Below are 24,396 nucleotides of genomic sequence, written 5' to 3'. Positions count from 1 at the left end.
GTGAAATTCGAAGAGTTTACGCTGGGACAGACGTTCAAGACGTCTTCCCTGATTCTGAGCAGGGCAAGCATTATGGAATTCGCAGCCGTCTACGATCCGCAGTATATGCATCTGGACGAAGCCAAAGCGGCGCAAGGACGGTTCAAAGGATTGATCGCTTCGGGGATTCAGACGATGGCGGTCTCTTTCAAGCTGTGGGTGGAGACGGGGGCGTACGGCGAAGAAGTGGTAGCGGGCACAGGAATGAACGAAATCCGCTTTATCAAACCGGTCTATCCGGAAGATGAACTGCATGTCGAGGTCGAGGTGATCGGTCTGGAAGAAAGGCGCCGCAGCGGAATCGTAACCGTGCGATTGTCGACATTCAATCAAAAAAACGAAAAAGTATTCAGCGGAGAACTGTCCGCCCTGGTGAGCCGGTAAGCCCGGGAGGGATAGAGAGTCGGGTTCGAAGGCGTAACAAAGTTGTCATTCGATTGTAGTGTTCGAAGGAAGAGTCGTCTGCGCGTCATCTCTACAATGGATAAGTAGCTTGTCTTATACTTATCGATTGCAGAAGAAAGAAGGATGAATCATTGTGACGACTTTACCGACACCCAAGGTCAAGGCGGCAGCGGGTACGCCTGCCGGCCGGATCAACGTGCTGGACCAACTGCGAGGGATCGCCCTGTTTGCGATTTTTATGTGCAATTTGTCGCATCTTGCTGGAGCTTCGATCGACGAAGGGGATGCGGTCGGCACGTTCCTGGCGCAGGCGATCGACGTCTTGTTCGGCAACAGCGCACGTCCGCTGTTCTCGTTCATGTTCGGCATCAGCATGATGCTGATCTTCGACGCCGCGGTTCGCAAAGGCCGGCGGCCTTATCCCATGCTGCTGCGGCGGATGGGGATGCTGCTGCTGTTCGGCGCGCTGCACGTATTTGCCGTCTGGAACGGCGATATCCTGTTCATGTATGCGCTGGACGGATTTATGCTGATCTTGTTCCTATGGATGCCCAAGCCGCTGCTGCTTCTGTCGGGCATTCTGCTGTTTCTGATCTCGTCCTATGAACTGCAGGCTGCGATGAGTCCGGAAGTGTCCAATTGGCTGCTGACGTTCTCTCCGTCGAATTGGCTCTATAACGGAATCGCCAAGCTGCCGAATCCGGATGTATTCTTCTCGAATCCCTATCTGGCTACCTCGTTCAGCGAGCTGGTGTTGGCGATCGAACATCTGACCTTTTTCCTGTTCGGCATGTATGCTTACCGCAGCGGCCTGTTTGTCCGTCTGCCGAAGTATCCGCGCCGGGCTGCGGGAATCGGGGCTCTGCTGCTTCTGCTCGGTTGGACGGGGAAATATATGTACAGCGGTCTGTCGAGCGAAAATGCATGGATCATGACGCTGCATCCCGTCGCCTGCTTCTCGGTTACGATCGGAGCGGTGTTCCTGATCGTCGGACTGGCGGGACGGGAAGGCTCGGCAGCCTCGCGTCTTCTGGAACCGTTCCGCGCAGTCGGCCGGATGGCGTTCACCAATTACCTGATGCAGTCGCTGGTCTTTGTCACGTTGTTCAGCGCGTCGGGCGAAGGAGTCTTCGCCTCGCTCGGTTTTATCGGCAGCCTGCCAATGACCGCCGTCGTACCGATCGGGCTCGCCTTTTTTGCCCTGCAGATGGCCGCAAGCCGTTATTGGCTTCGGGTATTCCTGTACGGTCCGTTTGAATGGTTGTGGAGAGCCGGCACCAATCTCGAATGGCCGGCATTCAAAAAACCAAGTCGAGCGGAAGGGACGGACGAGAGTCGGCACACAGCCTGATCGACGAAGCTATGGGCTGTTGTCGACGACCCCGGCACACGGCGGTTGGCCCGAAATCCGGCTTCTGTCGTCTGTCGATACACGCTCCGCGCAGCCGCCCTCACCGATCAACCGTTTCGGTGCAGGGCGGCTTTGTCGTGCGCTTCATATCGGTTCCGCTTCCCTTGGGCTGTCGGTATAAACGGCGATCAGCACGATTGCCGTCTCTTCGCCTTCGTTCCAGACCCGGTGGGGAACGCCTGCGTTCCAGCTGAAAGCATCGCCTTCGCTCAGCACGTACCGATCTTCGCCCTGCTCGGCGATAACCGTTCCCTGCACGACTACATGCACTTCTTCGCCTTCATGCGAATGGGGAGTGTCGCCCGACGAAGCGCCCGGTGCGAGTTCGACGATCGTCATGCGCAGATGGGGCGTACGTCCGATATGCGAGATCGAGACATGGCTTGTACCGCCGGCAGTTTGATGACGGTCTTTTTTGCGGGTGACCTGCATGCGGTCTTCTTTTTTTAGCAGCAAATAAACCAGCGGTACATCCAGGGCTTCGGCAATTTGTTCGAGCGTGGAGATGGACGGCGATGTTTTATTGTTTTCGACCTGGCTCATGAATCCCTGGGACAATCCGGTAGCGGCACAGATCGAAGCGATTGTGATCCCTTTGCGTTTGCGTACGGTACGTATATTGGAACCGAGATCCATTTTTCCTGCTCCTTTTTGTCGGTTGGTTGGTCTTGCGTTTTCTTATCCTACCAACTTTCGCACCGCTTCGCCAGCATTTGCCTTCCAGGCTGCACGTATGCTCTTATAGACATAAATATGTCTTGACTCTGACCGGTCGGTCATCTAAGATTTACAACGAACAATGAGAAAAGGCTGGTGAGCGGATCATGAATCAAATCAATACCAAATGGATCGTAACCGGTCTGCTGCTCAGTATCCTGATGGCCGCGATGGACAACACGATCGTTGCGACCGCCATGGGAACCATCGTCGCCGATCTGGGGGGATTGGACCAGTTCGTTTGGGTCACTTCCGCTTATATGGTCGCCACGATGGCGGGTATGCCGATCTTCGGCAAGCTGTCCGATATGTACGGCCGCAAACGGTTTTTCGTCTTCGGACTGATCGTTTTCCTGCTCGGTTCGGCGCTGTGCGGGCTCGCGCAGACGATGACGCAGCTCAGTATCTTCCGGGCGATCCAGGGTATCGGCGGCGGAGCGCTGATGCCGATTGCTTTCACCATTATCTTCGATACGTTCCCACCCGAGAAGCGGGGCAAGATGACGGGCATGCTGGGTGCAGTCTTCGGTTTGGCAAGCGTACTCGGACCCCTGCTCGGCGCCTACATCACCGACACGATCGGCTGGCACTGGGTCTTCTACGTCAATGTGCCGATCGGGATCGTGGCGCTGGCGCTGATTCTTGTCTTCTACAAAGAATCGGCGGTGCATCAGAAACAGCGGATCGACTGGGCCGGCGCTTTTACGCTGGTCGTTGCGATCGTGGCCTTGATGTTCGCGCTTGAACTGGGCGGTTCCTACGGATGGAGCTCGATGCCGATTATCGCGCTGTTTGCCGCATTCGCGATTTTCTTTATCGCCTTTGTTGCTGTCGAACGCAAAGCGGCCGATCCGATTCTGCCGTTCTGGCTGTTCAAGCGTCCGCTGTTCGCGTCTTCCCAGATTCTCGCCTTTCTGTACGGGGCGACCTTTATCATCCTGACCGTCTATATTCCGCTGTTCGTTCAGGCTGTTTACGGCGGTTCGGCGACCAATGCCGGTCTGATTCTGACGCCGATGATGTTGGGTTCGGTAGCCGGCAGCGCCATCGGCGGTATTTACCAGACGAAAATTTCGTTCCGCCGTTTGATGACCGTGTCCGTGATTTCGTTCTTCGCGGGTATGGCGCTGCTCGCTTTCATGACGCCGGATACATCGCGTCTGCTGCTGACGGTCTATATGGTTCTGGCAGGGTTCGGGGTCGGCTTCTCGTTCTCGATGCTTCCGACCGCTTCCATGCACAATCTGGAGCCGAGATATCGGGGAACGGCGAACTCGACCAACTCGTTCCTGCGTTCGTTCGGCATGACGATGGGCATCACGGTCTTTGGGGCTATTCAGAGCAGTGTGCTCGCGAATCGTCTGGCCGAGGCGTTCGCCGGGCAGGAAGGCGGAGCCGCCGCCGGATTCGGAGGCGATCTGCGCCAAGTCTTCCAGTCCGATGTACGCTCGCAGATTCCGCCGGATATTCTCGACAAAATCGTAAATGCGATGTCGGACTCGATTACGGCAATGTTCCTCTATGCACTGGTGCCGATCGCACTGGCCGCAGTCGCAGTCGCTTTCATGGGCAAAGACAAAGCCGGTGCAGAAGAAACGAAGTAGACCGCGCTTAGCGGTGTCCGAAAAAGAAATCCTGCCGCAGGTTCGTATCGGCAGCTGTACGATGCAAAAAGACTGCTCCGCCGGAACATTCCGGCAGGGCAGTCTTTTTGATGTGTCTGCCGCCGGCTTGACGTCCGGAGCATTCAGGAGTCGAAACGATCGGCCAGCAGCCGGACAGATAAGCGGCAGGCGGATACAAGTCTCAGATCGGGCGCTTCGGCAAGTCCGATCAGCAGCTGAACTCCGGCGAACGGATCGCTAAGAGACAAGGTCGATACGCCGAAACTGCCCGATACGCCTCCCAGGTCGAAGCCCAAATCGCCGGCAAAAGAAGGCACGGGATCGGCAGGGGATGGACCCAGTTCGTACGTTTCCTCCAGGCGGCGAAGTTCGGTCTCGGACACTTGAACATCGGCGGCACTTGCCCGTACAGGCAACATCAGCAGAAGCACAAGTCCCGCAAAGATTACTTTTTTCATCGATTCACCTGTTTCTATGAGAAGATTCGGGCAGCAGCGCCGCAAGGTTTTGCAGGGCGCCCCGCAGATCGGGTTCGGCTTTTTGGGCAAGCCGGACGAGCTTGGCCTGTCCGCCGAACAGGCGGTACAATACGGTCTCCCGTTCATGGCTTGCAAGCGGTTCGAGCTGTTTATGTACGATTCCGGCAAGTTCCGCCGAGTCAATCGGAGCAGATTTCATTGGTTTGGCCGACTGACCGCCTGCCCGCAGGATAGCGACCAGTATAGGCAGCGTATGGACATCCGGAGAATGCGCTTGGGCAAACGCTTCTGCGTATTCATCCTGCGCCGATTGATGCTCCGTATCGACCAGGTCCATATAGCGCAGCAACAGCGGGAAATAGGCGCTGCTGTACAGGCCCAGTCCGAACACCGCATACGTGCCGGGCATCACCGATTTTTCGCTGGGCGGCGTATCGTTGTACCAGGTGAACTCCTGCATGGCCAATTCCGCATATTCGGCGATCGCAGGGAATATTTCGGGATATTGAAGCGCATTGGCAAAAAAGCGGTGAAGAGGCGATTTGGCCAGCTTTTTCAGCGGAAGCAGATGTTTGGCCGCGCTTTTGAGCTTAAGTTCATATTCGTTCGAGAAGCCCTGCCGCAGCAGATCGCACAAGTAATCCAGCGCTTCGCGGTAAGCCGCCGCTTCTTCGCGAAGAATCTTCAGCTCGATTTGCTGCAGAATGTCGTTCGCTGTGCCGCGGAACAGACGGCCGATTCGTTCGCTCTCTACCAAGCCGCTGCCGGTCTTCAGATACCGGGCCGCCGTCTCGGAATCGAGCATCGCCGCATAACGCAGATATTCCAGGCGAAGATTGGGGTCGGACTCCCCGATCTTGAGCGCGGCAAACAAGAAGAAGTCCAGCGCTTCTTGATCGACGATTGGACGCTGGTCTTCCGGTTTGAGCATGAAGCCCGGCGAATATTCGCCCGAGGCGGTGAAGTAAGCGGGGAGGAAATACGTCTCTGCCCACTGCCGCAGCACCCGCTTGTATTCGCCCCGCCATTGGGCCAACCGTTCGGGTTGGGCGCGGAATTTGCGGTTCACGCCGTTCAGCAGTTCACCGATTCGAGCAGGGTCGGGTACACGGCGCCCTTCAGGCAGCAGATCCGGGTTCAACAGCCAGGAAGCGAAGAAAAACAGGTCTTTGGGTTTGGGCCGGGCCGGCGAATCCGACAACACTTTCTCGGAGATGAACCGGTCCAGGGTTTCCCGCACCCGGGTTCGGGCAGCCTCGTCTATCAAGGTCTCGGCAATTTTTAACGATGGAGCGGGATCGGAGCGGCGGAATTCCAGTTCGACGTCCAGACGATAATCGAAAAAGCGCGGGCCCATTGTTCCCGACTGCCGCAGCTCAAGCAGATGGTTCAGCAGTTCGGGCCAGAATTCGCTGCGCAGATGCTCGTCGGTCAGTTCTTCCGCGTCGCATTCCAGTTCGAATTTGTAGGAGCTGTCGCTCCAATCCAGCGGCAGATACACGTCGATTGCCAGTTCAAAAGGGGTTTGGCCCGGCTTGGGAATCAAACGCGTGATTTTGACATACCCGAAGATGCCCGCATGAAGAAGACTCCAGTCTTCGATTTGATCGATCCGCTGCTTTTCCCTGTTATAAATATCGCTCAATCGGCTCCAAACTTCCTGCAAAAAAAGGGAAGACGTGCTGTCCATGGAAGTTCCTCCTTATATTCCTCGTAAATCCTTGAAAAAGAAAAATAAATAGGTAATTTGGGATTTTGCACAAAACACCCCAACGAGTTACAATCAAGCTCAGTGGAAGATTAGGGAAAGCATACCAACCGTTACAAGTGGGAATTATAGCACACAAGCGATATAAAAAACCATATCGTTCACGTAAGAGAAACGTTTCGATCAGGGTGCTGCAGCAGGCCTCACAACAAGATCGGCCGCCTATTTCAGGGAGGGGAACGAAGTGAAAAAGCAGGTGCAGTTGGAACGCATTATCTGGAAGCTGAAGGTGGCGGCGCGGCGGGACGCAGCTTTGCAAGAATTCGGAGCAAATCGGCACGGTTACCGGATGAACGAACCGATCGAAGCAGGCAAGATCGAATCTTTCGAAAAGAAAACGGGGATTGCGCTTCCGGCCGAGTTTGCCGAATTCCTGCAAACCGTCGGAAACGGCGGAGCCGGTCCTTATTACGGGATCTTGGAGCTGGATGCCGGACATCCGCCGGGCCTGATGAATCGGGAATGCCGTCTGGCACCGGACATGACGCAGGAAGAGTGGGGAGAACTGAGCGCTTTTATGGATGATCCTTCGCTGGACGAACCGGAGAAAGAACGCCTGCGAAGCGAGTTGTACGGCGGGCTGCTGGATATCGGAACGATGGGTTGGACGTTCGAAATGATGCTGGTGGTAACGGGAATTTACCGCGGACGGATCGTGTATATCGACCGCAGTCATCAGATTCCTTTTTTCACCTATGAAGCGAATTTTCTCGAGTGGTACGAACGCTGGCTGGACGAGATTATCGGCGGCTACGATACGGGCTGGTTCGAAATGGAAGAAGCCCGCGACGAACTCATGCTGATTGATCTCTATCTATCGAGTTTGGAAGAAAAGGTGAAAGTCAGCGCGATCCGGGGGATGCACAAACTGCTGAAATTGAAGCAGGATACACGGGCATTTCTGCTGGAACAGTGCGACGATGCTTCGCCTGCAGTACGTATGGCCGCTCTGGAAATCCTGGCCCAAAAAGATTACGCGGAAGCGGTACCTCGGCTGGAACAGGCGCTGGTCAGTTCGGTTGCGGAAGAACGCCTGAACGCCGCCCGTCAGATCGAAGCGCATGGCGAACCGGGCGGAGGACACTTGGCCCATGTACTGTCGAGCCTGCTTTCGGAAGAAACGGATGCCCGGGTGCTGTGCCAATCCGCCCGTATTCTGGAACAAGGCTCCGTGAACCCTCTTCATCTGCTGATCCCGCTGTTTGATTGCCCCGATCCCGATATTCGCCGGGAAGCGGTCTTTCATGCGGGGCGGCTGCCCGGCAGGCAAGCCTGGGCCGAAGCATTCGGCGCGGCGCTAGGCGATGCGGACGGGAAAGTGCGCCGTGCGGCGCTGGGCGCGCTTGAAGGCATTCCGCTGCCGGAACTGCTGCCCCGGTATGAGCGTCTGCTGCACGATGACGAGCCGGATACCGAAATGCGGCGTATGGTGCTCCGAAGATTGGACGAGTACGGAGAACGGGCGCGGACGCTCCTGGAGCGGCTGAGCGCGGACGAAGATCCGGAGATCGGCAGAGAGGCCCGGCACAAGATCGAACGGTTGAAAGTTAAAGTGAACAAGTCGTGAATAAAGCGTTTTCTTTGCCGCTTCTTTTCGATTAGGGCTATAATGGAACAAAGCACGAAATCGAAAAAGACGGGAGAGGGTAACGATGGAAGCCTGCCTGCTGATTCACGGTTTCACGGGCGGCGTGCATGAATTGGCGCCGCTTGCCGGCTTTTTGGAAAGCAAAGGAATACGGGTCGGGACGTTCACGCTCAGCGGTCATGGCGGGAGCCGAAAAGAAATGCAGGATGCGGGCAGCCGGGAATGGATCGCCAGCGCGGAAGCCGCATTGGAAAAGCTGCTGGACGAACACGGGCAGGTGCATCTGATCGGCTTCTCGACAGGCGCGCTGATCGCAACGAGATTGGCCGCTTTGTACAAAGAGCGAATCGCTTCGCTGACACTGCTGTCTACGCCGGTATTTCCGCTTCATCCGCCCGCGATCGCAAGAACCCTGGTTCAACCCAAGATGGTCGGCCGGTACATCCGCAATCTGTTCATTGTGCCTTCCCGCGCCGCAAAGGAATTTTACCGGCTTGTCGACGAATCGCTCGAATGGTATGAAGAAGCCCAGGCTCCGGCCTTGATCGTTCAGGGAGCCCAAGACCACCTGGTCAAGCCCCGCAGTGCTGCCTATTTGCAGGAACGGCTGGGATCCAAACGGAAAGAACAGCTGATTCTTGCACGCAGCGGGCATCTGGTGTGTCATTCGCCCGATCAGCTTGAATTGTTCGATGCCGTCTTGGATCATGTGAAGAGATCGTCGTGCAGCCCGCCAACCCCTCCCGTGAAATCTTTCGATTCTGCCGCTCGTACCGAAGATCACCGCGACCTCCAGGTCGAATCCGTCTAACCGCAAGGTCAAAACCGATCTGCCAAGCTTCGTTCCCCGGGAACGGGCTTTTTTTGTGCGCACAGAAAAAATATTGTAATTATCATATTGAAAATATCAAAAAGATATGATAAAGTTTCGTTAAAGTCGAAATGACAATATTGAAAAAGAAAGCGGGGAACTTTTATGTTCGGATTCCGTTTTGCCAAATTCCAGCCCAGCGAGTACGTGATGAAGATCAAGAACGGCAAAGTCGTCAAAGAAGGCGTCGGTCTCGCGTTTCACTATTACGCCCCGACCACTTCGGTCGTCGTCGTTCCCGTCTCCTCGATCGATGTACCGTTCATGTTCGACGAAATGACGAGCGATTATCAGAGAATTACTGTCCAGGGACAGCTGATCTACCGGATTGCCGAGTACCGCCGGATGACCGAGGTGCTGAATTATACGTACGATCTGAAAAAGCAGCGTTATCTCTCCGATGATCCGGCTCTGCTGAGCCAGCGTGTCGTGAATATTGTCAAAGTGCGCATCAAACGGGGACTTGCCCGGATGCCGCTCCGCGAAGCGATCCAGGCCAGCGAGAACCTGGCTCAGAGCCTGCGGGCGGAGCTGGTGCAGGATGAAGAAATGGCGGCGCTCGGCGTGGAATTGATGGGATTGTCGATCCTGGCTATTTTGCCCAACAAAGACACCATGCGCGCGCTCGAAGCGAAAGCCCGGGAAGAGATTCTGCAGGATGCGGACGAAGCGCTGTACCGCCGCCGGAATGCTTCGATCGAGCAGGAACGCCAAGTGAAAGAGAACGAACTCAATACCGAAATCGCCGTCGAGACCAAAAAGCGGCAGATTCGCGAAACGCAGCTGAATGCCGAGCGTGCGGTCAAGCAGAAGAAACACGAGATGGCGGAAGAACAGCTGCGCTTCGATATCGGCATGGAATCGGATCGGCAGGAGCTGATCGGTCTGGAAACATCGAACCGCAAAGTCGCGGCAGACGCCAAAGCGTACGAGCTGACCGCGGTCATGAAGTCGCTTGAGAACGTCAGTCCCGGCGTGCTCGAAGCGATGGCGCAGATGGATATGCAGCCGGACAAGCTGATTGCGATCGCGTTCCGCGACATGGCGGGCAATGCCGAGAAGATCGGCCAGCTGAACATTACGCCGGATCTGCTGCAGGGACTGATGGGCGGACAGGCGAATCCGGCAGCGAGGGGAGGAGGTCCGCGATGAGCTTTTTCGGAAAAAAAGAAGCGGTCGCAAATAGCGGAAAGGTACAGGCATCGGCAGGCCCGGAGACGGAAATAAAGATCATACTGGTGAAACGCCGTACCCGGCTGGAAGAATTGGTGGTTCGTTATAACACGATCCAGCAGGCGCAGTTTTTCGTGGAAAGGCTGGGAGCTGATTTCGGCGATTATGTACAGGAAGACCGGTTGTATCATACGGCGCTGCACCAGGCTTCGGAGACGCTTGCGAGTATCGGGCGCGTCCAGCAGGTCGACCGCGAGCATGTCCCGAACTTTATTTTTGGTCAAAAAGATGTCGTCGTGGTGCTCGGTCAGGACGGATTGGTCGCCAATACGCTCAAATATGTGACCGAACAGCCGCTGATCGGGGTCAATCCCGATCCGCAGCGCTGGGACGGAGCCCTGCTGCCGTTTACGGTTGCCGAGCTGCCTGCCGCGGTGCGCGATCTGCTGCGCGGCAAACGCCCGATCCGGGAAGTCCGTCTGGCGCAGGCGGAGCTGAACGACGGACAGGTGCTGGTTGCGGTCAACGATTTGTTTATCGGACGCCGCACGCATGTATCGGCGAGATACGAACTGCGCCAAAGCGAGGCGGCCGAGCAGCAGTCTTCGAGCGGCATCATCGTATCGACGGGCATGGGGTCGACCGGATGGCTGCGCAGCGTGCTGGCCGGAGCCGCGGGCATTTCTTCGCGGGCAGGCGGAGGAACACCGGAGCCGCTTGTGCCGGATCCGACGTTCGGCTGGGACTCCCCGTATCTGTATTTCAGTGTACGCGAACCTTATCCGAGCCGCTCCACTTCGGCCAATCTGGTGTTCGGACGGATCGACGAGCGAAGCCCGCTCAAGATCGTCTCGCAGATGCCCGAGAGCGGCGTAATCTTCAGCGATGGAGTCGAAGACGACTATCTGGAGTTCGGTTCGGGCATCGAAGCTTCGATTACCGTGGCGGAGCGTCGGGGGCGTCTGGCCGTCTGAGACCTCTACAAAAATATTCCAAAACGCTCTCCCCCAAGGAGAGCGTTTTTATTTTTTTGCCGGAGATTGGGTAAATATGGAGTATCCCTCGTACAGCCAGATGGAATAAAAAAGAGAGAAGGGAGCATCCCAATGAGCGAGCCGGTGAAAATTTACGTACTGCTCAAATTCGGAGAACGCCGCTTTATGGAAAAATTCCGGCGCGGGCAGCTGCATTTTCAATGCCTCAGCGCTTTTAAAAATTCGGAAAAAGACGAGGCGGGACGCAACGATCCGTTCGAAGCGGCCTCCGCGATCTATAATCCGGGCAATTATAAAGTCTATGTCGGAGGAAAACCTCTCGAAGACGTGGAAGGGCCGATCGTGCTGCAGGAAAACGAAGCGGACCGCCAGTATTCGCTCAGCCTGTACGGCGTGACGAATGAATCGCTTCAGCGTCATGTGAGTGGAGAACAGGAAAGCCTGATCCATCCGTGGAACGAAAAATTCGGCGATTACGCGGTTGTGATCACCCATCCCAAAGAATTCAGGAACCGGATCGATGCGGCCTGCCGCAAAAAAGGATTCGGTCTGTGCGGAGGCATGGTCGCTTATCACGAAGTCGAGAACTTTACGGGGAAATGGGGATATTTTCGCAAACCGAAAGAATACGAGTACCAGTCGGAATACCGCCTGCTGCTCGACTTGGAGAATCGGAAGGAAGAGCATCTGCTGGAGATCGGAGATCTGTCGGATATCAGCGAGATCGGCCCTTACCGCGAGCTGATTCCCGGCATTCTGGCCAAGATCCGGCAGGAGGGAGGCCTTCTGCCGCACGGGGAAGAAGAAAAGCCGTCTTCTTGACCGATGCCCATTTGTGTACCCGGACTCGACAAAAGAACATATGTTCGATATAATGGGAGGAGACCTTGTTAATGGAGATGCATACGATGAATGATGAATTTCTGAAGGACCTCCACGAGCTGGAACGCAGTGACGAAGACCGTTCGAAGCTTATGATGAAGGGAATCAAGAAGGCACTGGCCGAACGTCAATCCGCCAATCCGATCGAACGTTGGATGCAGCGCAAGCGGAAGAAGAAGATCCAAGCCTGGCATTCGGAGAAGGACACCCGCGAGACGAGAACGCAGACGGAGCGCCGGGAATCGTCCAGAGAGAACGGATACCGGGAAGGCTCCTACGAAACGAGAACCGAATAAGCGCGCAGCGCACTCTACGGGAAGCACCCGCCTCTGTCCGCAGCAGAAGCGAGTGCTTGCTTTTTGCGTAGAAGTACGGGGTGACCGAGTTCATTTGCTTTGCCGTTCGGCTGGCGTATGATGGAGAGAAGCGGACCGGAAGAGTTCCGGAACCGCCGGCATGTACATACCGCGGGAGGGAACAAGATGAAATTCGCCAATATCGAACAAGGCGGCGCCGCAGGGGTCGCTGTGGTCGTACCGCTTGGCGCGCTCGCGCCATGGCTGGAAGGATGGAGCGTTCTGCCGGCATCGACGGACGAACTGCTGAAATCGCCGGAGCGGATCGAACAAATCCGCACAGCTTGCGAACAAGCGGCTTACAGCGGAGAGGAGATCGGCCTGGAAGGATCGGACTTCCGGTTTCTGCCGGCCGTGCTGAACCCCGGCAAACTGGTCTGTATCGGACTGAATTACAGACGCCATGCCGCAGAGACGAATATGGCGCTGCCCAAGGAACCGGTCGTATTCGGCAAATTCTCGGATTCCGCAGCCGCGCACGGAGACGTCATCTTGCATCCCGCCGAAACGCGGCAGCTTGATTACGAAGCGGAGCTGTGTATCGTAATCGGGCGCACCGCTTCGCATGTGAGCGAGGAAGACGCACTGGATTTCGTATTCGGATACTGCTGTGCCAACGATCTGTCGGCCCGGGATCTGCAGATGCGCTCGGGACAGTGGCTGCTTGGCAAGACAGGGGCAGGCTTCGCGCCGTTGGGTCCGTTTATCGCAACCGCCGACGAGATTGCCGATCCCAATAGGCTGCGTATCTCGGCAAGCGTAAACGGTCAGACCGTGCAGGATTCGAATACTTCGGATATGATCTTTTCCTGCCGCCAGATTATCGCGTATCTGTCCCGGCATTTCACGCTTCGTCCGGGCGACGTCATTCTGACCGGAACGCCGGAAGGCGTCGTACTCGGCAAGCCCGAAGCGGAGCGCGTCTGGCTGAAGCCGGGTGACGAAGTGACGATCTCGATCGAAGGTTTGGGCGAACTGACGAATAGAATCGGCAAATAAAAAAACAACAAAAAGGGCTTCCTGCCGGAAGCCCTTTCTCTGTATACACACGCGGCCAACCGAACTTCCTGCCGGAAGCCGAACTTAGAAGACTTTGGTCGTCCACGATTCGCAGTTCCAGGTCTCGGTCACGATATCGCGGTAGAATTCGGGTTCGTGGGAGATCATCAGGATCGTGCCTTTGTAAGCCTGCAAAGCGCGTTTCAGCTCGTCTTTTGCATCGACGTCCAAGTGGTTCGTCGGCTCGTCGAGTACGAGGATATTCGTTTCGCGATTGATCAGTTTGCACAGACGGACTTTGGCTTTCTCGCCGCCGCTGAGGACGGTGACCTTGCTCTCGATATGCTTCGTCGTCAAGCCGCACTTGGCCAGCGCCGCGCGCACTTCGAATTGGCTCAGCGAAGGGAATTCGCTCCAGATCTCTTCAATACACGTTTTCGAACCGTCGCCTTTCATTTCCTGTTCGAAGTAGCCGATCTGCTGGTGTTCGCCGCGTTCGACCGTACCGGACAGCGCCTGGATTTCGCCGAGGATACTGCGCAGCAGCGTCGTTTTGCCGATGCCGTTGGCGCCGACAAGAGCGATTTTTTGGCCGCGTTCCATTTTCAGGTCAAGCGGACGGGACAGCGGTTCGTTGTAGCCGATCACGAGATTTTTGGCTTCGAAGATCAGCTTGCCGGCCGTACGGCCGACCTTGAAGTTGAACTGGGGCTTCGGACGTTCCTGCGCCAGTTCGATGACGTCCATCTTGTCGAGCTTTTTCTGACGGGACATCGCCATGTTGCGGGTCGCGACGCTCGCTTTGTTGCGTGCCACAAAGTCTTTGAGCTGCGAGATCTCCTGTTGCTGGCGCTTGAAGGCCGATTCCAGCTGCTGTTTTTTCATCGCGTATACTTCTTGGAAATATTCATAATCGCCGACGTAGCGGTTCAGTTCTTGATTCTCCATATGATAGATGGTGTTGACGACGCTGTTCAGGAACGGAATATCGTGGGAGATCAGAATGAACGCATTCTCGTATTCCTGTAGGTAGCGCGTCAGCCAGGCGATATGCACTTCGTCCAGATAGTTGGTCGGCTCGTCGAGGAGCAGGATATCCGGTTTCTCCAGCAGCAGCTTGGTCAGCAGAACCTTCGTGCGCTGTCCGCCGGACAGATCGTCCACGTCTTTGTCGAGGCCCACGTCGGTCAGACCCAGCCCGCGGGCCGTCTCGTCGATCTTGGCATCGATCAGATAAAAGTCCTGCGCCGTCAGCGTATCTTGAATCGTGCCAACCTGCTCGAGCAGGTCTTCCAATTCTTCCGGCGTGACTTCACCCATACGTCCGTACATATCGTTCATTTCCTGTTCCATATCGAGCAGGTATTGGAAAGCTCCTTTGAGCACGTCGCGAATACTCAGGCCTTTCTCCAGCACGGCGTGCTGATCGAGATAGCCGACGCGGACGCGCTTGGACCATTCGACTTTGCCTTCGTCCGGCTGCAGCTTGCCCGTTACGATATTCATAAACGTCGATTTGCCTTCGCCGTTGGCGCCGATCAGACCGATATGTTCGCCTTTGAGCAGGCGGAAAGAAACATCCTTAAAAATGGCCCGGTCGCCGAAACCGTGGCTCAGTCGTTCTACATTTAGTATACTCATTAATGAAAGACACCTTTTTCTGTTAGATTTCGGTTGAACTTTTTTAACACTTTTTCCGTTTCATTATAAAAGGTAACGGCGCACAACTCAATGGAAAGGTGGAAAACCGTCAAATGTTTTCATGGAAAAGAAAAAAAGAGCGGCAAAATAAAAACATGGACGGGAAAACGGAAGCCGCTCCGCAGCTTGAGCCTTTCGCCGTCCAGATCGAGCGGATTCGCCGCAAACGGCTGCTCGCCGCCCAATCTCCCGGAGCGGACGAGGTGTTTGGTGCGAGCAGCCACCGCTATCGGCTCAACGAACCGCTGACGCATGCGGAGCTGGATACGCTGGAACAGGAGTGGGGCGTGACGCTGCCCGAAGATTTCGCCGCCTTTGTTACTGCCGTAGGCAACGGAGGGCCGGGTTCTTATGGAGGAGCCGGGCCGTATTACGGCATTTATGCCGTCGACGAGATGGACCCCGACCCTGTACGCTTGAGACAGCCTGCGAAGCTTAAGCCCGATCGGAGTTGGGATGCCGGAGAACCAGCCGATCCGTCCGTTTGGAACGAAGACCTCGACGACGATGCCTATGACGAAGCGCTGTCCGATCTGATGCGGGGGACGCTTACGATCGGGACAATGGGGTGCAGCAGCGAGATTCTGCTGATCGTGAGCGGGGAGCACCGCGGACGCATCGTGTATCTGGATACGGAATACCTGAAGCCTTTTTTCGTGTACAAAAAAAATTTCCTGGATTGGTACGAACGCTGGCTCGACGAAGTGATCGAGGGCTTTAAGATCCATTGGTTTGCTACGACACCGGGCGGCGGAGAAGCCGAACTGCTGACGTTGGCGCAGACTTCCGAATACGCCGCGCAGCGGGGCGAAGCGCTCAAATCGCTGCTGCGTTTTCCGAAGCTTGGCAATCCTGCGATCGCGTTCGCCAAGCAGGCTGTGGACGGTGATCCGTCGGATCAAGTCCGGTACTGGGCATTGACGCTGCTGGCTGCCCATGCGCCGGATTCGGCCGATCCTATTCTGCTGGAAGATCTGGGAAGCGAACAGGCGGACAAGCGCAAGGCGGCCGTGCAGTTGATCCATTGGTATCGCAAGCAGGCGGCCCGCACGTTCGCCGAAACGCTGCAAGCGACGGTTTCGAAGGAAACGGACGAAGAAACGTTCCGCTTCGCGACTTATATATTGGAGTCGGCCGACATCGAGCCGCTTCCTCTGCTGCTGCCCGCGTTTCGGAGCCCCGCCGCCGAAATCCGCAAAAGCGCGATCTGGCAGGCCGGCAAATCCAGGCGCAAAGCCGATTACGTCGAAGATTTTGTCGGCATTCTGCTGCACGATCCGGAAGTCTCTGTCAGGCTGACGGCGATTCAGGCGCTCGAAGGCGTGACCGACCCGCGGCTGCTGCCGGCTTATGAGCACATGCTGGAGCGGTATCCGACGGACGAACCTTATATTCGCGGCAACGTCCGGCATCGCTTAATAGAATATAGATTCCATACGCATCAAAAAATCGAACGCGGCGTGCCCGCAGACCTGACGAGAGTAAGGGGCATGCTGCGAGACCTCATGGAGGCACACAGATGAAGATCAAATTTTGCGAGAAAAATATCGACCGCTTCTCGAAGCAGGCCTACAAAGAACTGAAAAGCAAATACGACGACGTCAAAGTGAAAAAAGACGGCTGCTTGAAAGAATGCCGGCTGTGCCGGACCGAACCGTTCGCGATCGTCAAAGGCGAGATCGTCCGGGCGGAGACGCCGAAAAAATTGGTGAAGAAGCTGGAGAAAAGAATCGGGGAGTTATCCTAAAAGGAACCGAGACAGCGGAACCTTCCTTTTCGAAAGAATATGCAGTAGGAATCGGCAGCCCCCGGGATGACCGCGACGACGCCTAGGCGCGAATGGAAGGCATCCGCTAAACGCGGCGTATCCGAAAAGCCGGAAACGTAATTAAGCAAAGGCTCCCGTAAAGAAACCTCATCATGGCAAGAACCCCGACGCTCCGCGGAGCGTAGGGGTTCTTTTGCATGGTTCTTTTGCATGGCTCTTTTTCATTGGCTTTTGCGCTGCCTCCCGGCTTCCGGACTTCCGCAGCCGAAAGAGGTAGTCGGCAGTCGAGGTTTTCTCGGCCGCTTCGGAATTCTAACGAATCGTACGTACGCTATTAGCTCGCCTTGTTACTCGTCCAGCGCGTGCAGATCGATCGAACAATAGCCGCTGGGATGCTTGTCCAAATAATCCTGCTGACTTTCGGCCGCGGCGACGAAACGTCCCAGCGGCAGCGCTTCGGTCACGATCGGTTGATTGTATCGCGAACGTTCGCGCCGGATCGCGGCTTCGACAGCTGTCCAATCCGCCTCGTCCGTATAATAAACGCCCGAACGATACTGCGTGCCGACGTCTTCGCCTTGACGGTTCAGCGTCGTCGGATCGATCACGCGGAAAAAGAAGCTTAGCAGCTCCTCGAGCGAAATCCTCGCCGGATCGTAAGCGACGCGCGCCGTCTCGGCATAACCGGACGGCGGAGTATCCGGCGGCGCGGATTCGCGGGAACCTTCGCTGTGGGCAGCGGGATTTTCGCTCTTACGGTCCGCATTTCCGCTTCCGCCGCCGGAACCGCCGCCGTAAGCATAGCCTACCGTCACGTCGGATACCCCGTACACCCGGGACAGGTACGCTTCGACGCCCCAGAAGCAGCCGCCCGCCAAATAGATCGTATGCAGCTTCGCTCCCGAATAATCGATCCCGTCGTTGGGATTGGCGAAAGCCGCCGGGGAGTCGGGATCGGGCAAGCTCTGCGCTTCGCCGTTCAGGGACAGCGCGGAATACAGCAGGAGGACCGCCAAGGCGGCGGCAGCAGCCGAGATCCAAAATTTGCGCATAGCGTTCGGAACTCCTTTTCGCGAAAATAAGGCCGCGCCTCGATGAATGTCATGTCATCGGGCGCGGCCTATCGGTGTCGAGCAAACTTATTTCGCTACGCTTGCCAGATAGCCGTAACCCTGCGCTTCCATATCGGCCAGCGGCACAAACTTGATCGAAGCGCTGTTGATGCAGTAGCGTTTGCCGCCGCGATCTTCGGGACCGTCGTCGAACACATGGCCCAGATGGATATCGCCGGAACGGCTGCGCACTTCGGTGCGGACCATATTGTAGGCTTTATCTTCTTTATAAGTGACGACTTCGGGGAGGATCGGCTTCACGAAGCTTGGCCAGCCGCATTGGGAGTCGTACTTGTCTTCGCTTGCGAACAGCGGCTCGCCGGTCGAGACATCGACGTAGATGCCCGGCTCGTACGTATCCCAATATTCGTTGGAATACGGATGTTCGGTATCTTGTTCAACGGCCACTTTGTACTGGATATCGGTCAGCAGCGATTTGAGTTCTTCGGAGCTGCGTTTCGGGTAATCCGCCGGATCGATCACGATTTGACCGGCTTTTTTCGAAGCGGCTGCGGACTTGGCGCTCTGGGAAGTGACGCCAGCCGCCGCACCTTCTTGGCCCGGAATTTCTTGTTCGTTCAGGATGCCCATATCGATGTGGCAGTAGCCTTCCGGATTCTTTTCCAGATAATCCTGATGGTACTCTTCCGCCATATAGAAGTTCTCGAGCGGCAGCACTTCGGTCACGATCTTCTTGTTGTATTTCTCTTGTTCCTTGGCGATGACGGCTTCGACGACCGATTTCTCGCTGTCTTCCGTATAGAAAACGCCGGAACGGTATTGGATGCCGCGATCGTTGCCCTGCTGGTTTACGCTTGTCGGATCGACGACTTTGAAAAATTCTTTGAGCACTTTATCCAGCGGAACGAGAGCCGGATCGTAGGTGACTTCGACCGTTTCCGCGAAGCCGCGGTTGCCTTTGATGACGTCTTCGTAAGACGGATTCTCGCCGGTGCCGTTGGCATAGCCGGATACCGCGTCCTGCACGCCGTAGATGCGGGCCATGTACGCTTCGACGCCCCAGAAGCAGCCGCCCGCGAGATACACTTTTTTGAGATCGGATTTGGAAAAATCGACGTCCGCGTTCGGGTTCGGGATGCTGGCGGCGGTGACGCTCGAAGGCAGTGTAGAGCCGGCAGCGTTCATTCCGGTTAAGCCGGATGTGGAGCAGGCCGATACCAGCAAGCTCAGCAGCATCAGCGATACGAGAGAGAGCCAGGCTGTGGACCGGGATCTTTTTTTCATGCGAGCAGCCTCCTATTTCATTATGGGGAGAAGCAGAATGCTGGATTTAGGGAATATCGTTGATGTTCGCCGCGATCACGTCGTTGGCGTTGTGACCCGGTACCGTTTTGGCCAGGCCGCCGTTCGAATCGATGTAAAAGGAAGTGGGATAAGCGCGTACGCCGAGCTGCTGCGCGTATTTGCCGTCTTGATCCAGCAGCACGGTCGTGTTTTTCTCGTCCAGACCGGCATACCATTTTTTGAAATCGGCTTCGGATTTTTCGCCTTTGAAGTTCGGAGCGACGATGCTGATCACTTTGTAGTCGTTCTCCTGGCCGGCCAGCGTGTTCAATTCATCCATGCCGGCGAGGCAGATCGAGCACCAGGAAGCCCAGTATTTGATGTAGACTTTTTCACCTTGGAAATCCGCGAGTTTGACTTCATTGCCGCTCAGGTCTTGGAGATCGAACTGCGGAGCCGGTTTGGCGCTTGCCGTTTGGCCGCTTGCCGAATTTGCCGCATTTGCCGCGCCGTTCTGCCCGCAGGCGGACAGCAGCAGGGCGGCCGAGAGTGTCAGCAGAAGCAGCGGCAGCCATTTTCGGCGCAGGGGACGGGCGTTGACGTTATTCAAATGAGTCATCTCCTTGGGTTAAAAATGAAAGTCGGATTGTGGCCGGTCAGATCTGAAAAGCGGACGTGAGCACGGCTAGATTGTTCGTCATGAGCAGGATGCCCATCGCGATCAGCACGACGCCGGACACGATCTTGAGCTTGCCCATATGCTTGTACAGGTTCTTGAGGCGGCGCAGCAGCAGGTCGGAGAATACGGCCAGCAGCAGGAACGGAACGGCCATGCCGACGGTGTAGACGAACATCATCCACACGCCGTAGCCGGCCGATCCGCCGCCTGCGGCCACGCCGAGTACGGCGGCGAGCACCGGCCCGATACACGGCGTCCAGCCGAAGCTGAACGTGAAGCCGAGCAGGAACGCGCCGAACCAGCCTTTTTGCTTGGTGCTGTCGAACGTGAGCCGTTTTTCTTTTTGCATGAACATCAGATTGAGCACGCCGGTCTGGTGGATACCGAACAAGACGACGACGGCGCCGCATGCGATCATGAACCACGAGCTGTTGATGACGCCGCCGAGCGCGCCCGCTCCGAAGCCGAGCAGCAGGAAGACGGTGGACAGTCCGAGGATGAACAGCAGCGTGCGCCCGATCAGTTTGGGATCGACGCGGAATCCGGAAGAGGACTCCGCCGCTTTGGCGCGCTCCGCTTCCGAACCGCCGAGAAAGGCGAAGTAGACGGGCAGCATGGGGAAGATGCAGGGCGAGAAGAAAGACAAGACTCCTGCCGCGAGCACGCTTCCGACATATAAGGATTCAGCAGGCAATGAAGCGTCACCTCCGGGGGAATAAGATCGGAAAACCGCGGTCAGAACCGGTTTCCGGAATCGTTCGAATACGTGTTCAAAGACGGCGATCGGCAGCGAAAGGCCCGGATATCGAACAGGTCGAGCCGTGTGCATACAAGATCTACATCTTATTGTACGCAAAAGAGTTTGTTTTGGATTAGTTATTCGAAATATTTTTAAAAAGAGCCTTACAAAGGGATCAGGAGGGCCCGGCCAAAGAAAGAGGAATAATTTTGCAGAAAATAGATGAAAGGGATTGCGCTGTATGAGAAAATATGTAACTTTATAAGAAGATTAGGAGGTGTTTTCCGTGTCGAGAAGATGGTTCAACCGGCTCACGTTTTCTTACCTGCCCATTCTTATTATCGTGCCCGTGATTCTGATGATCCTGTTCTTTCTCGGATCGTCGGAATTGTCGAAACGGGAAACGGCGCGGGCGAACGAAGTCTTTTCGCGTCAGGCCGTTCAGTCGCTGGATTACTCGTTTCGTTCGATCAGCGAGATGATGAACCGGGAGATTCTGGCGGGCGAGTTCCAGTCCTTTTTCTCGGCATCGGATAATCCCTATTTGGCGGCGCATGATGCATCGACCCGGCTGGCCCGGCTCAAACTGACCAACCCGCTGATCGACTCGCTGTATATCTGCCGACTGTCGGACGGCGTCGTCTTGAGCAATCTGTCGATCGGGCGCACGGAAGAATTTGCCGACCGGGCTTTTATCAAGCGGGTGCTGGCCGGGCCGGTTCCGACGCGCTGGTCGGAGCCGAGGCAGCTGCCCGGATTCCATACGCAGCCCCGGACAGTCGTGACGCTGACGCGGGGCATCCCTTTGCTGACAGGCGAACAGGGCATTATGGTCGTCAACGTGTCGCTCGACTCGGTACGCGAACTGCTGCGCGAAATGATCGGCGAAGAAACAAGCTTTATCCATCTGTATACGGCGCAGGGGGTGCCGATGCTCGGAACCGAAGCCGGATTCCCGGCGCTGGAAGCGCAGCGGCTGCAGAATGGATCCGGACGCCAAGCGGTCGATCCCGATCGGGAGCTGTCTTCCGTTGTTTCTCCGTACACGGGCTGGGAAGTGCGCAGCGGCGTCATCGGCGATTCGCTCTCGCTGATCCTCAAAAGTATCTGGTACGTCTGGCTTGGCGCCGCCGCGCTGATTGTCGCGCTCGGGATCGGCTGGACGGCGCTTGTCTCGCGGCGCAATTACGAGCCGGTGGTCCGGATGCTGCAGCGGCTCGATGCGCTGCCGCCGGGGACGCTTGAAGCCGCCGCCGCGCTGAACGAAGCGGCGCAGCTGGACGGGAACGCTGCCGGAGCCGCCGGGCGGGAAGGCGAAGAAGAGCAGGCCGGCAGCGAAGACCGGATGACGCGAAGCGAACGAAAAGGGCGCAGGATGCAGCATCCGGACGAGTTCGAACGGATCGAATCGACGCTCAGCGCCATGATCGCGCGTGCCGAAGCGGACCGCCGGCAGCAGCGGGAAGACATCGTGTACCGGCGGCGGGAATTTTTTAGAGAGCTGCTGGAAGGTTCGCGGGTGGTGGAGCCTGAGGAATGGGAACATGAAGTCCGGCGGCTGCAGGCCGAATCGGCGATCCGCAAGGAAGAGCCGGAACGGCGGGAATTTGCGGGGGCAGCGGTTCTTGTGAAAGAAAGAAGCAAGCCGGTGCAGAGCGCCGAAATCCCCGTATTCGGAAGCGGGGCCGTCGGTCTGCTGGAGATCGACCGGCCGGACGAATTCAACCGGGCTTATTCGGAGCGCAGCCGCGAACTGCTGCGCTACGCGGTCTCCAGCGCTGCAGGCGAACTGGCGGCAGAACGCGGAGCGCGGCTCTGGGCGGAATGGCTGCCCGGCGGCCGGCTCGGTCTGCTGCTGCGCTTCGCACAGACGAAGCGGGCCGAATCGGATGCGTCCCCGGCCGATCCGGAAGGCGCCGCGGATCCGTCCGGCGGAGAAGCCGAAGACGCCGTAGCCGCGGCTATCGCGATTGCGAAGGAGCTGGTCGCCTGGGTAGCGGCGCATCTGAAATGCACCGTGACCGTGGCGCTGGGCGATCCGGTCGCTTCGCCGCGCGAGATCGCGCGCGGGTTCCACGAAGCGGAGGAAGCGATGGGATACAAGTCTTCTCTCGGCGGCGCGCGGGTTATCGCCCTCCGCGAGCTGCGGCGGGTAGCGGCCGCCGAGCTGTACGGAGTGCTGCGCACGATTCGCGAGCTGGCGCAGACTTACCGGCTGGGCGAGCCGCAGTGGCGGGAGCAGCTGGAAGAGCTGCTCGGCGGTCTGCGCGCCGCCCTGCTGCCCAGAGACGATCTGTCCGCTCTGATGAATGTGCTCGCGTATCAGCTGCTGCGCGAGATGATGGAACTGCCCGGCGAAGCCAAAGAGCTGTGGCGCAGCGAAGCTGCGCCGAAGCTGACCGCAGCACTGGAACATTTTGATACGTTGGACGAATTGGAGACTTCCGTGCGCAGCCTGCTGGACGAATACGCCGTCCGGCTGCGGCTGCTGCGCGAAAGCCGGAGCAGCCATGTCACGCTGCAGGAAGTACGGGCGTTTATCGACGCCAACTTCAGCGATCCCAATCTGTCGCTGTCTTCGATCGCCGAACGGTTCGGGCTGAGCGCAAGCTACCTGAGCCGCCTGTTCAAAGACGCGTTCGGTCAGAACTTCGTCGATTATCTGGCGGGCGTACGGGTCGATGCGGCCAAAACGATGCTGCGTGAAACGTCCGACCCGATCCAGGAAATCGCGATCCGCGTCGGCTATGCCAACTATATGTCGTTCAGCCGCGCCTTCAAAAAAGTGGCCGCGGCTACTCCCGGCGAGTACCGCAGTCGAAGCCGAACAGAAGGGAATACGGAATAATCCAAAAACGCTTCGTCCGAATGAGAGCAAAACGCCGAAGAGTGGGTAATAGCTAAAAGAGAAGCGAAGCAGCAAGCCCATTTGGATAAACGAGAGGAGCAACACAATATGGCAGATACAGAAAAAAATGCAATTATTGTCGGAGCGGTAGCGGGAGCGCTGATCGGAGCCGGCCTGGCCGTTCTGGTAGCCGCCCAAGAAGGCTCTTCCCTGAAAGACAAATTCATGAACACGGTGAATCTGCTCAAGGAGCAGGGAACCGTTCTGAACGAACGCAGCCAGGAACTGAAGGAAAAAGGCCAAGAAGTCAAAGGCATCCTGCAGGAATCCGTGGAAGTCGTTCGCGAATTCAAGGACGAAGCGACTTCGGCGGCTTCGGATATTAAGGAAGAGGTTAAGGCGTTTAAGTCTTAAGACTTTCTGTTTTGATTTCTGTAATTGAATTGAAAAACTGTCCGCAATGTTTGCGGGCAGTTTTTTTGTGTGGAAAAGAGGTGGTATAAAATTGATGGAAGAATTTGATTTTAAAACGGGAATGGTAATTTTAAATGATTTCGACTTTATTAAATCTCTTGAACCTGGCGAGCAGCCAGAAGATAAGTTGTGGTCTTTTAAGCATGACATTATACAAGTCAAATATAAGAAGGGGATTGTTTTAGATTTAGGATGGCTGCCTGAATTTGACTTGGAAAAAGGAGAATTCAAGCTGGTAATCATAAAAGAAAGAAATTGGGAAACTCCAATTTTTCTTAAAAGAACAAAATCAATAAAAAAGATTTGTGAATATATCACAGAAGCTATTGAAGTAGCTGTAAACAATGAACGTTAAAAGGATTTTCATGATTATTACAAAGAGTCAAAGCGAGAAGAAACTTAGTTCTCTCCAGATGGAGCATAGGTCGAGAAATTTGTTCTGAACTAGGGCGTGTTTTAAAACCCGATTCCGCCCAACTATTTCAATAAAATCATCGTCGAAGCCAAATAAACGAAGCTCAA

23 protein-coding genes are annotated in these 24,396 nt (G+C 56.2%); 15 read left to right on the top strand and 8 right to left on the bottom strand.

The features are described 5' to 3' along the window. Both HRQ60_RS13830 and HRQ60_RS24030 read left to right on the top strand, forming a co-directional pair. A complete protein-coding gene (locus tag HRQ60_RS13830; RefSeq protein ID WP_172196502.1) occupies positions 1-423 on the top strand; it encodes a MaoC/PaaZ C-terminal domain-containing protein in 423 nt (140 codons plus the stop codon). Between the two features lie 154 nt (positions 424-577). Continuing rightward, positions 578-1,795 (top strand): DUF418 domain-containing protein, encoded by a 1,218-nt coding sequence (locus tag HRQ60_RS24030; RefSeq protein ID WP_172196424.1) that lies wholly within the window; start codon positions 578-580, stop codon positions 1,793-1,795. A gap of 144 nt (positions 1,796-1,939) precedes the next feature. On the opposite strand, the gene HRQ60_RS13820 is transcribed toward HRQ60_RS24030, so the two are convergent. Beyond that, the gene (locus tag HRQ60_RS13820; RefSeq protein ID WP_172196423.1) at positions 1,940-2,491 is read right to left on the bottom strand and encodes a helix-turn-helix domain-containing protein; all 552 of its coding nucleotides are present in this window, start codon (positions 2,489-2,491) and stop codon (positions 1,940-1,942) included. Positions 2,492-2,679: 188 nt separating this feature from the next. On the opposite strand from HRQ60_RS13820, the gene HRQ60_RS13815 reads away from it, so the two are divergent. Next, on the top strand, positions 2,680-4,176 hold the full coding sequence (locus HRQ60_RS13815; protein WP_172196422.1) for an MDR family MFS transporter: 1,497 nt from the start codon (positions 2,680-2,682) through the stop codon (positions 4,174-4,176). Between the two features lie 143 nt (positions 4,177-4,319). Here the strand turns inward: HRQ60_RS13815 and HRQ60_RS13810 are convergent, their stop codons facing one another. Further along, positions 4,320-4,655: a hypothetical protein gene (locus HRQ60_RS13810; RefSeq protein ID WP_172196421.1), complete on the bottom strand. Its 336-nt coding sequence runs from the start codon at positions 4,653-4,655 to the stop codon at positions 4,320-4,322. Between the two features lie 4 nt (positions 4,656-4,659). After that, positions 4,660-6,366 (bottom strand): DUF6138 family protein, encoded by a 1,707-nt coding sequence (locus tag HRQ60_RS13805; RefSeq protein WP_172196420.1) that lies wholly within the window; start codon positions 6,364-6,366, stop codon positions 4,660-4,662. Positions 6,367-6,628: 262 nt separating this feature from the next. Here HRQ60_RS13805 and HRQ60_RS24025 point away from each other — a divergent pair, with 262 nt between their 5' ends. The 7 genes from HRQ60_RS24025 to HRQ60_RS13770 all read left to right on the top strand — a co-directional run bounded on the left by HRQ60_RS24025 (position 6,629) and on the right by HRQ60_RS13770 (position 13,308). Continuing rightward, positions 6,629-8,011 (top strand): HEAT repeat domain-containing protein, encoded by a 1,383-nt coding sequence (locus HRQ60_RS24025; protein WP_172196419.1) that lies wholly within the window; start codon positions 6,629-6,631, stop codon positions 8,009-8,011. Between the two features lie 85 nt (positions 8,012-8,096). Continuing rightward, complete coding sequence (locus HRQ60_RS13795; RefSeq protein WP_172196418.1) at positions 8,097-8,843, top strand: alpha/beta hydrolase; 747 nt, start codon at positions 8,097-8,099, stop codon at positions 8,841-8,843. A 165-nt stretch (positions 8,844-9,008) separates the two neighbouring features. Further along, the gene (locus HRQ60_RS13790) at positions 9,009-10,055 is read left to right on the top strand and encodes an SPFH domain-containing protein (RefSeq protein WP_172196417.1); all 1,047 of its coding nucleotides are present in this window, start codon (positions 9,009-9,011) and stop codon (positions 10,053-10,055) included. After that, complete coding sequence (locus HRQ60_RS13785; RefSeq protein ID WP_246281324.1) at positions 10,052-11,050, top strand: diacylglycerol kinase catalytic domain-containing protein; 999 nt, start codon at positions 10,052-10,054, stop codon at positions 11,048-11,050. The genes HRQ60_RS13790 and HRQ60_RS13785 overlap by 4 nt, the downstream gene beginning before the upstream one ends. Positions 11,051-11,182: 132 nt before the next feature. Further along, entirely contained in the window at positions 11,183-11,893 is a 711-nt protein-coding gene (locus HRQ60_RS13780; protein WP_172196416.1) for a hypothetical protein, read from the top strand. 71 nt (positions 11,894-11,964) lie between these two features. Continuing rightward, positions 11,965-12,249: a hypothetical protein gene (locus tag HRQ60_RS13775; protein WP_172196415.1), complete on the top strand. Its 285-nt coding sequence runs from the start codon at positions 11,965-11,967 to the stop codon at positions 12,247-12,249. Positions 12,250-12,435: 186 nt separating this feature from the next. After that, positions 12,436-13,308, top strand: a complete 873-nt coding sequence (locus HRQ60_RS13770) for a fumarylacetoacetate hydrolase family protein (protein WP_172196414.1) — start codon at positions 12,436-12,438, stop codon at positions 13,306-13,308. Positions 13,309-13,392: 84 nt separating this feature from the next. On the opposite strand, the gene HRQ60_RS13765 is transcribed toward HRQ60_RS13770, so the two are convergent. Then, positions 13,393-14,949, bottom strand: a complete 1,557-nt coding sequence (locus HRQ60_RS13765; protein ID WP_172196413.1) for an ABC-F family ATP-binding cassette domain-containing protein — start codon at positions 14,947-14,949, stop codon at positions 13,393-13,395. Positions 14,950-15,104: 155 nt separating this feature from the next. Here HRQ60_RS13765 and HRQ60_RS13760 point away from each other — a divergent pair, with 155 nt between their 5' ends. Both HRQ60_RS13760 and HRQ60_RS13755 read left to right on the top strand, forming a co-directional pair. Then, on the top strand, positions 15,105-16,532 hold the full coding sequence (locus tag HRQ60_RS13760) for an SMI1/KNR4 family protein (RefSeq protein WP_172196412.1): 1,428 nt from the start codon (positions 15,105-15,107) through the stop codon (positions 16,530-16,532). Beyond that, positions 16,529-16,756 carry a YuzB family protein gene (locus tag HRQ60_RS13755; protein WP_172196411.1) on the top strand — a complete coding sequence of 76 codons (228 nt, stop codon included), beginning with the start codon at positions 16,529-16,531 and terminating at the stop codon, positions 16,754-16,756. The genes HRQ60_RS13760 and HRQ60_RS13755 overlap by 4 nt, the downstream gene beginning before the upstream one ends. Before the next feature lie 368 nt (positions 16,757-17,124). Here HRQ60_RS13755 and msrA read toward each other — a convergent pair whose 3' ends face one another. The 4 genes from msrA to HRQ60_RS13735 form a co-directional block, all read right to left on the bottom strand. Continuing rightward, positions 17,125-17,829 (bottom strand): peptide-methionine (S)-S-oxide reductase MsrA, encoded by a 705-nt coding sequence (msrA, locus tag HRQ60_RS13750; protein ID WP_172196410.1) that lies wholly within the window; start codon positions 17,827-17,829, stop codon positions 17,125-17,127. An 87-nt stretch (positions 17,830-17,916) separates the two neighbouring features. Further along, positions 17,917-19,134, bottom strand: coding sequence for a peptide-methionine (R)-S-oxide reductase MsrB (gene msrB / locus HRQ60_RS13745; protein ID WP_172196409.1), 1,218 nt, complete (start codon positions 19,132-19,134; stop codon positions 17,917-17,919). Between the two features lie 46 nt (positions 19,135-19,180). Continuing rightward, positions 19,181-19,744: a redoxin family protein gene (locus HRQ60_RS13740; protein ID WP_246281323.1), complete on the bottom strand. Its 564-nt coding sequence runs from the start codon at positions 19,742-19,744 to the stop codon at positions 19,181-19,183. Positions 19,745-19,790: 46 nt separating this feature from the next. Then, positions 19,791-20,507 (bottom strand): cytochrome c biogenesis protein CcdA, encoded by a 717-nt coding sequence (locus HRQ60_RS13735; RefSeq protein ID WP_172196407.1) that lies wholly within the window; start codon positions 20,505-20,507, stop codon positions 19,791-19,793. A 331-nt stretch (positions 20,508-20,838) separates the two neighbouring features. On the opposite strand from HRQ60_RS13735, the gene HRQ60_RS24020 reads away from it, so the two are divergent. The 3 genes from HRQ60_RS24020 to HRQ60_RS13720 all read left to right on the top strand — a co-directional run bounded on the left by HRQ60_RS24020 (position 20,839) and on the right by HRQ60_RS13720 (position 24,229). After that, a complete protein-coding gene (locus HRQ60_RS24020) occupies positions 20,839-23,400 on the top strand; it encodes a helix-turn-helix domain-containing protein (protein WP_172196406.1) in 2,562 nt (853 codons plus the stop codon). Between the two features lie 108 nt (positions 23,401-23,508). Continuing rightward, the gene (locus tag HRQ60_RS13725; protein ID WP_172196405.1) at positions 23,509-23,814 is read left to right on the top strand and encodes a YtxH domain-containing protein; all 306 of its coding nucleotides are present in this window, start codon (positions 23,509-23,511) and stop codon (positions 23,812-23,814) included. Positions 23,815-23,908: 94 nt separating this feature from the next. Further along, positions 23,909-24,229 (top strand): hypothetical protein, encoded by a 321-nt coding sequence (locus tag HRQ60_RS13720; RefSeq protein ID WP_172196404.1) that lies wholly within the window; start codon positions 23,909-23,911, stop codon positions 24,227-24,229. Positions 24,230-24,396 lie beyond the last annotated feature (167 nt).

It is taken from the genome of Saccharibacillus qingshengii (assembly GCF_013185195.1).
In the GTDB taxonomy this organism is placed as follows: domain Bacteria; phylum Bacillota; class Bacilli; order Paenibacillales; family Paenibacillaceae; genus Saccharibacillus; species Saccharibacillus qingshengii.
Note: the sequence above shows the minus strand (reverse complement) of the source record. Positions and strands in the feature narration are given on the sequence as shown.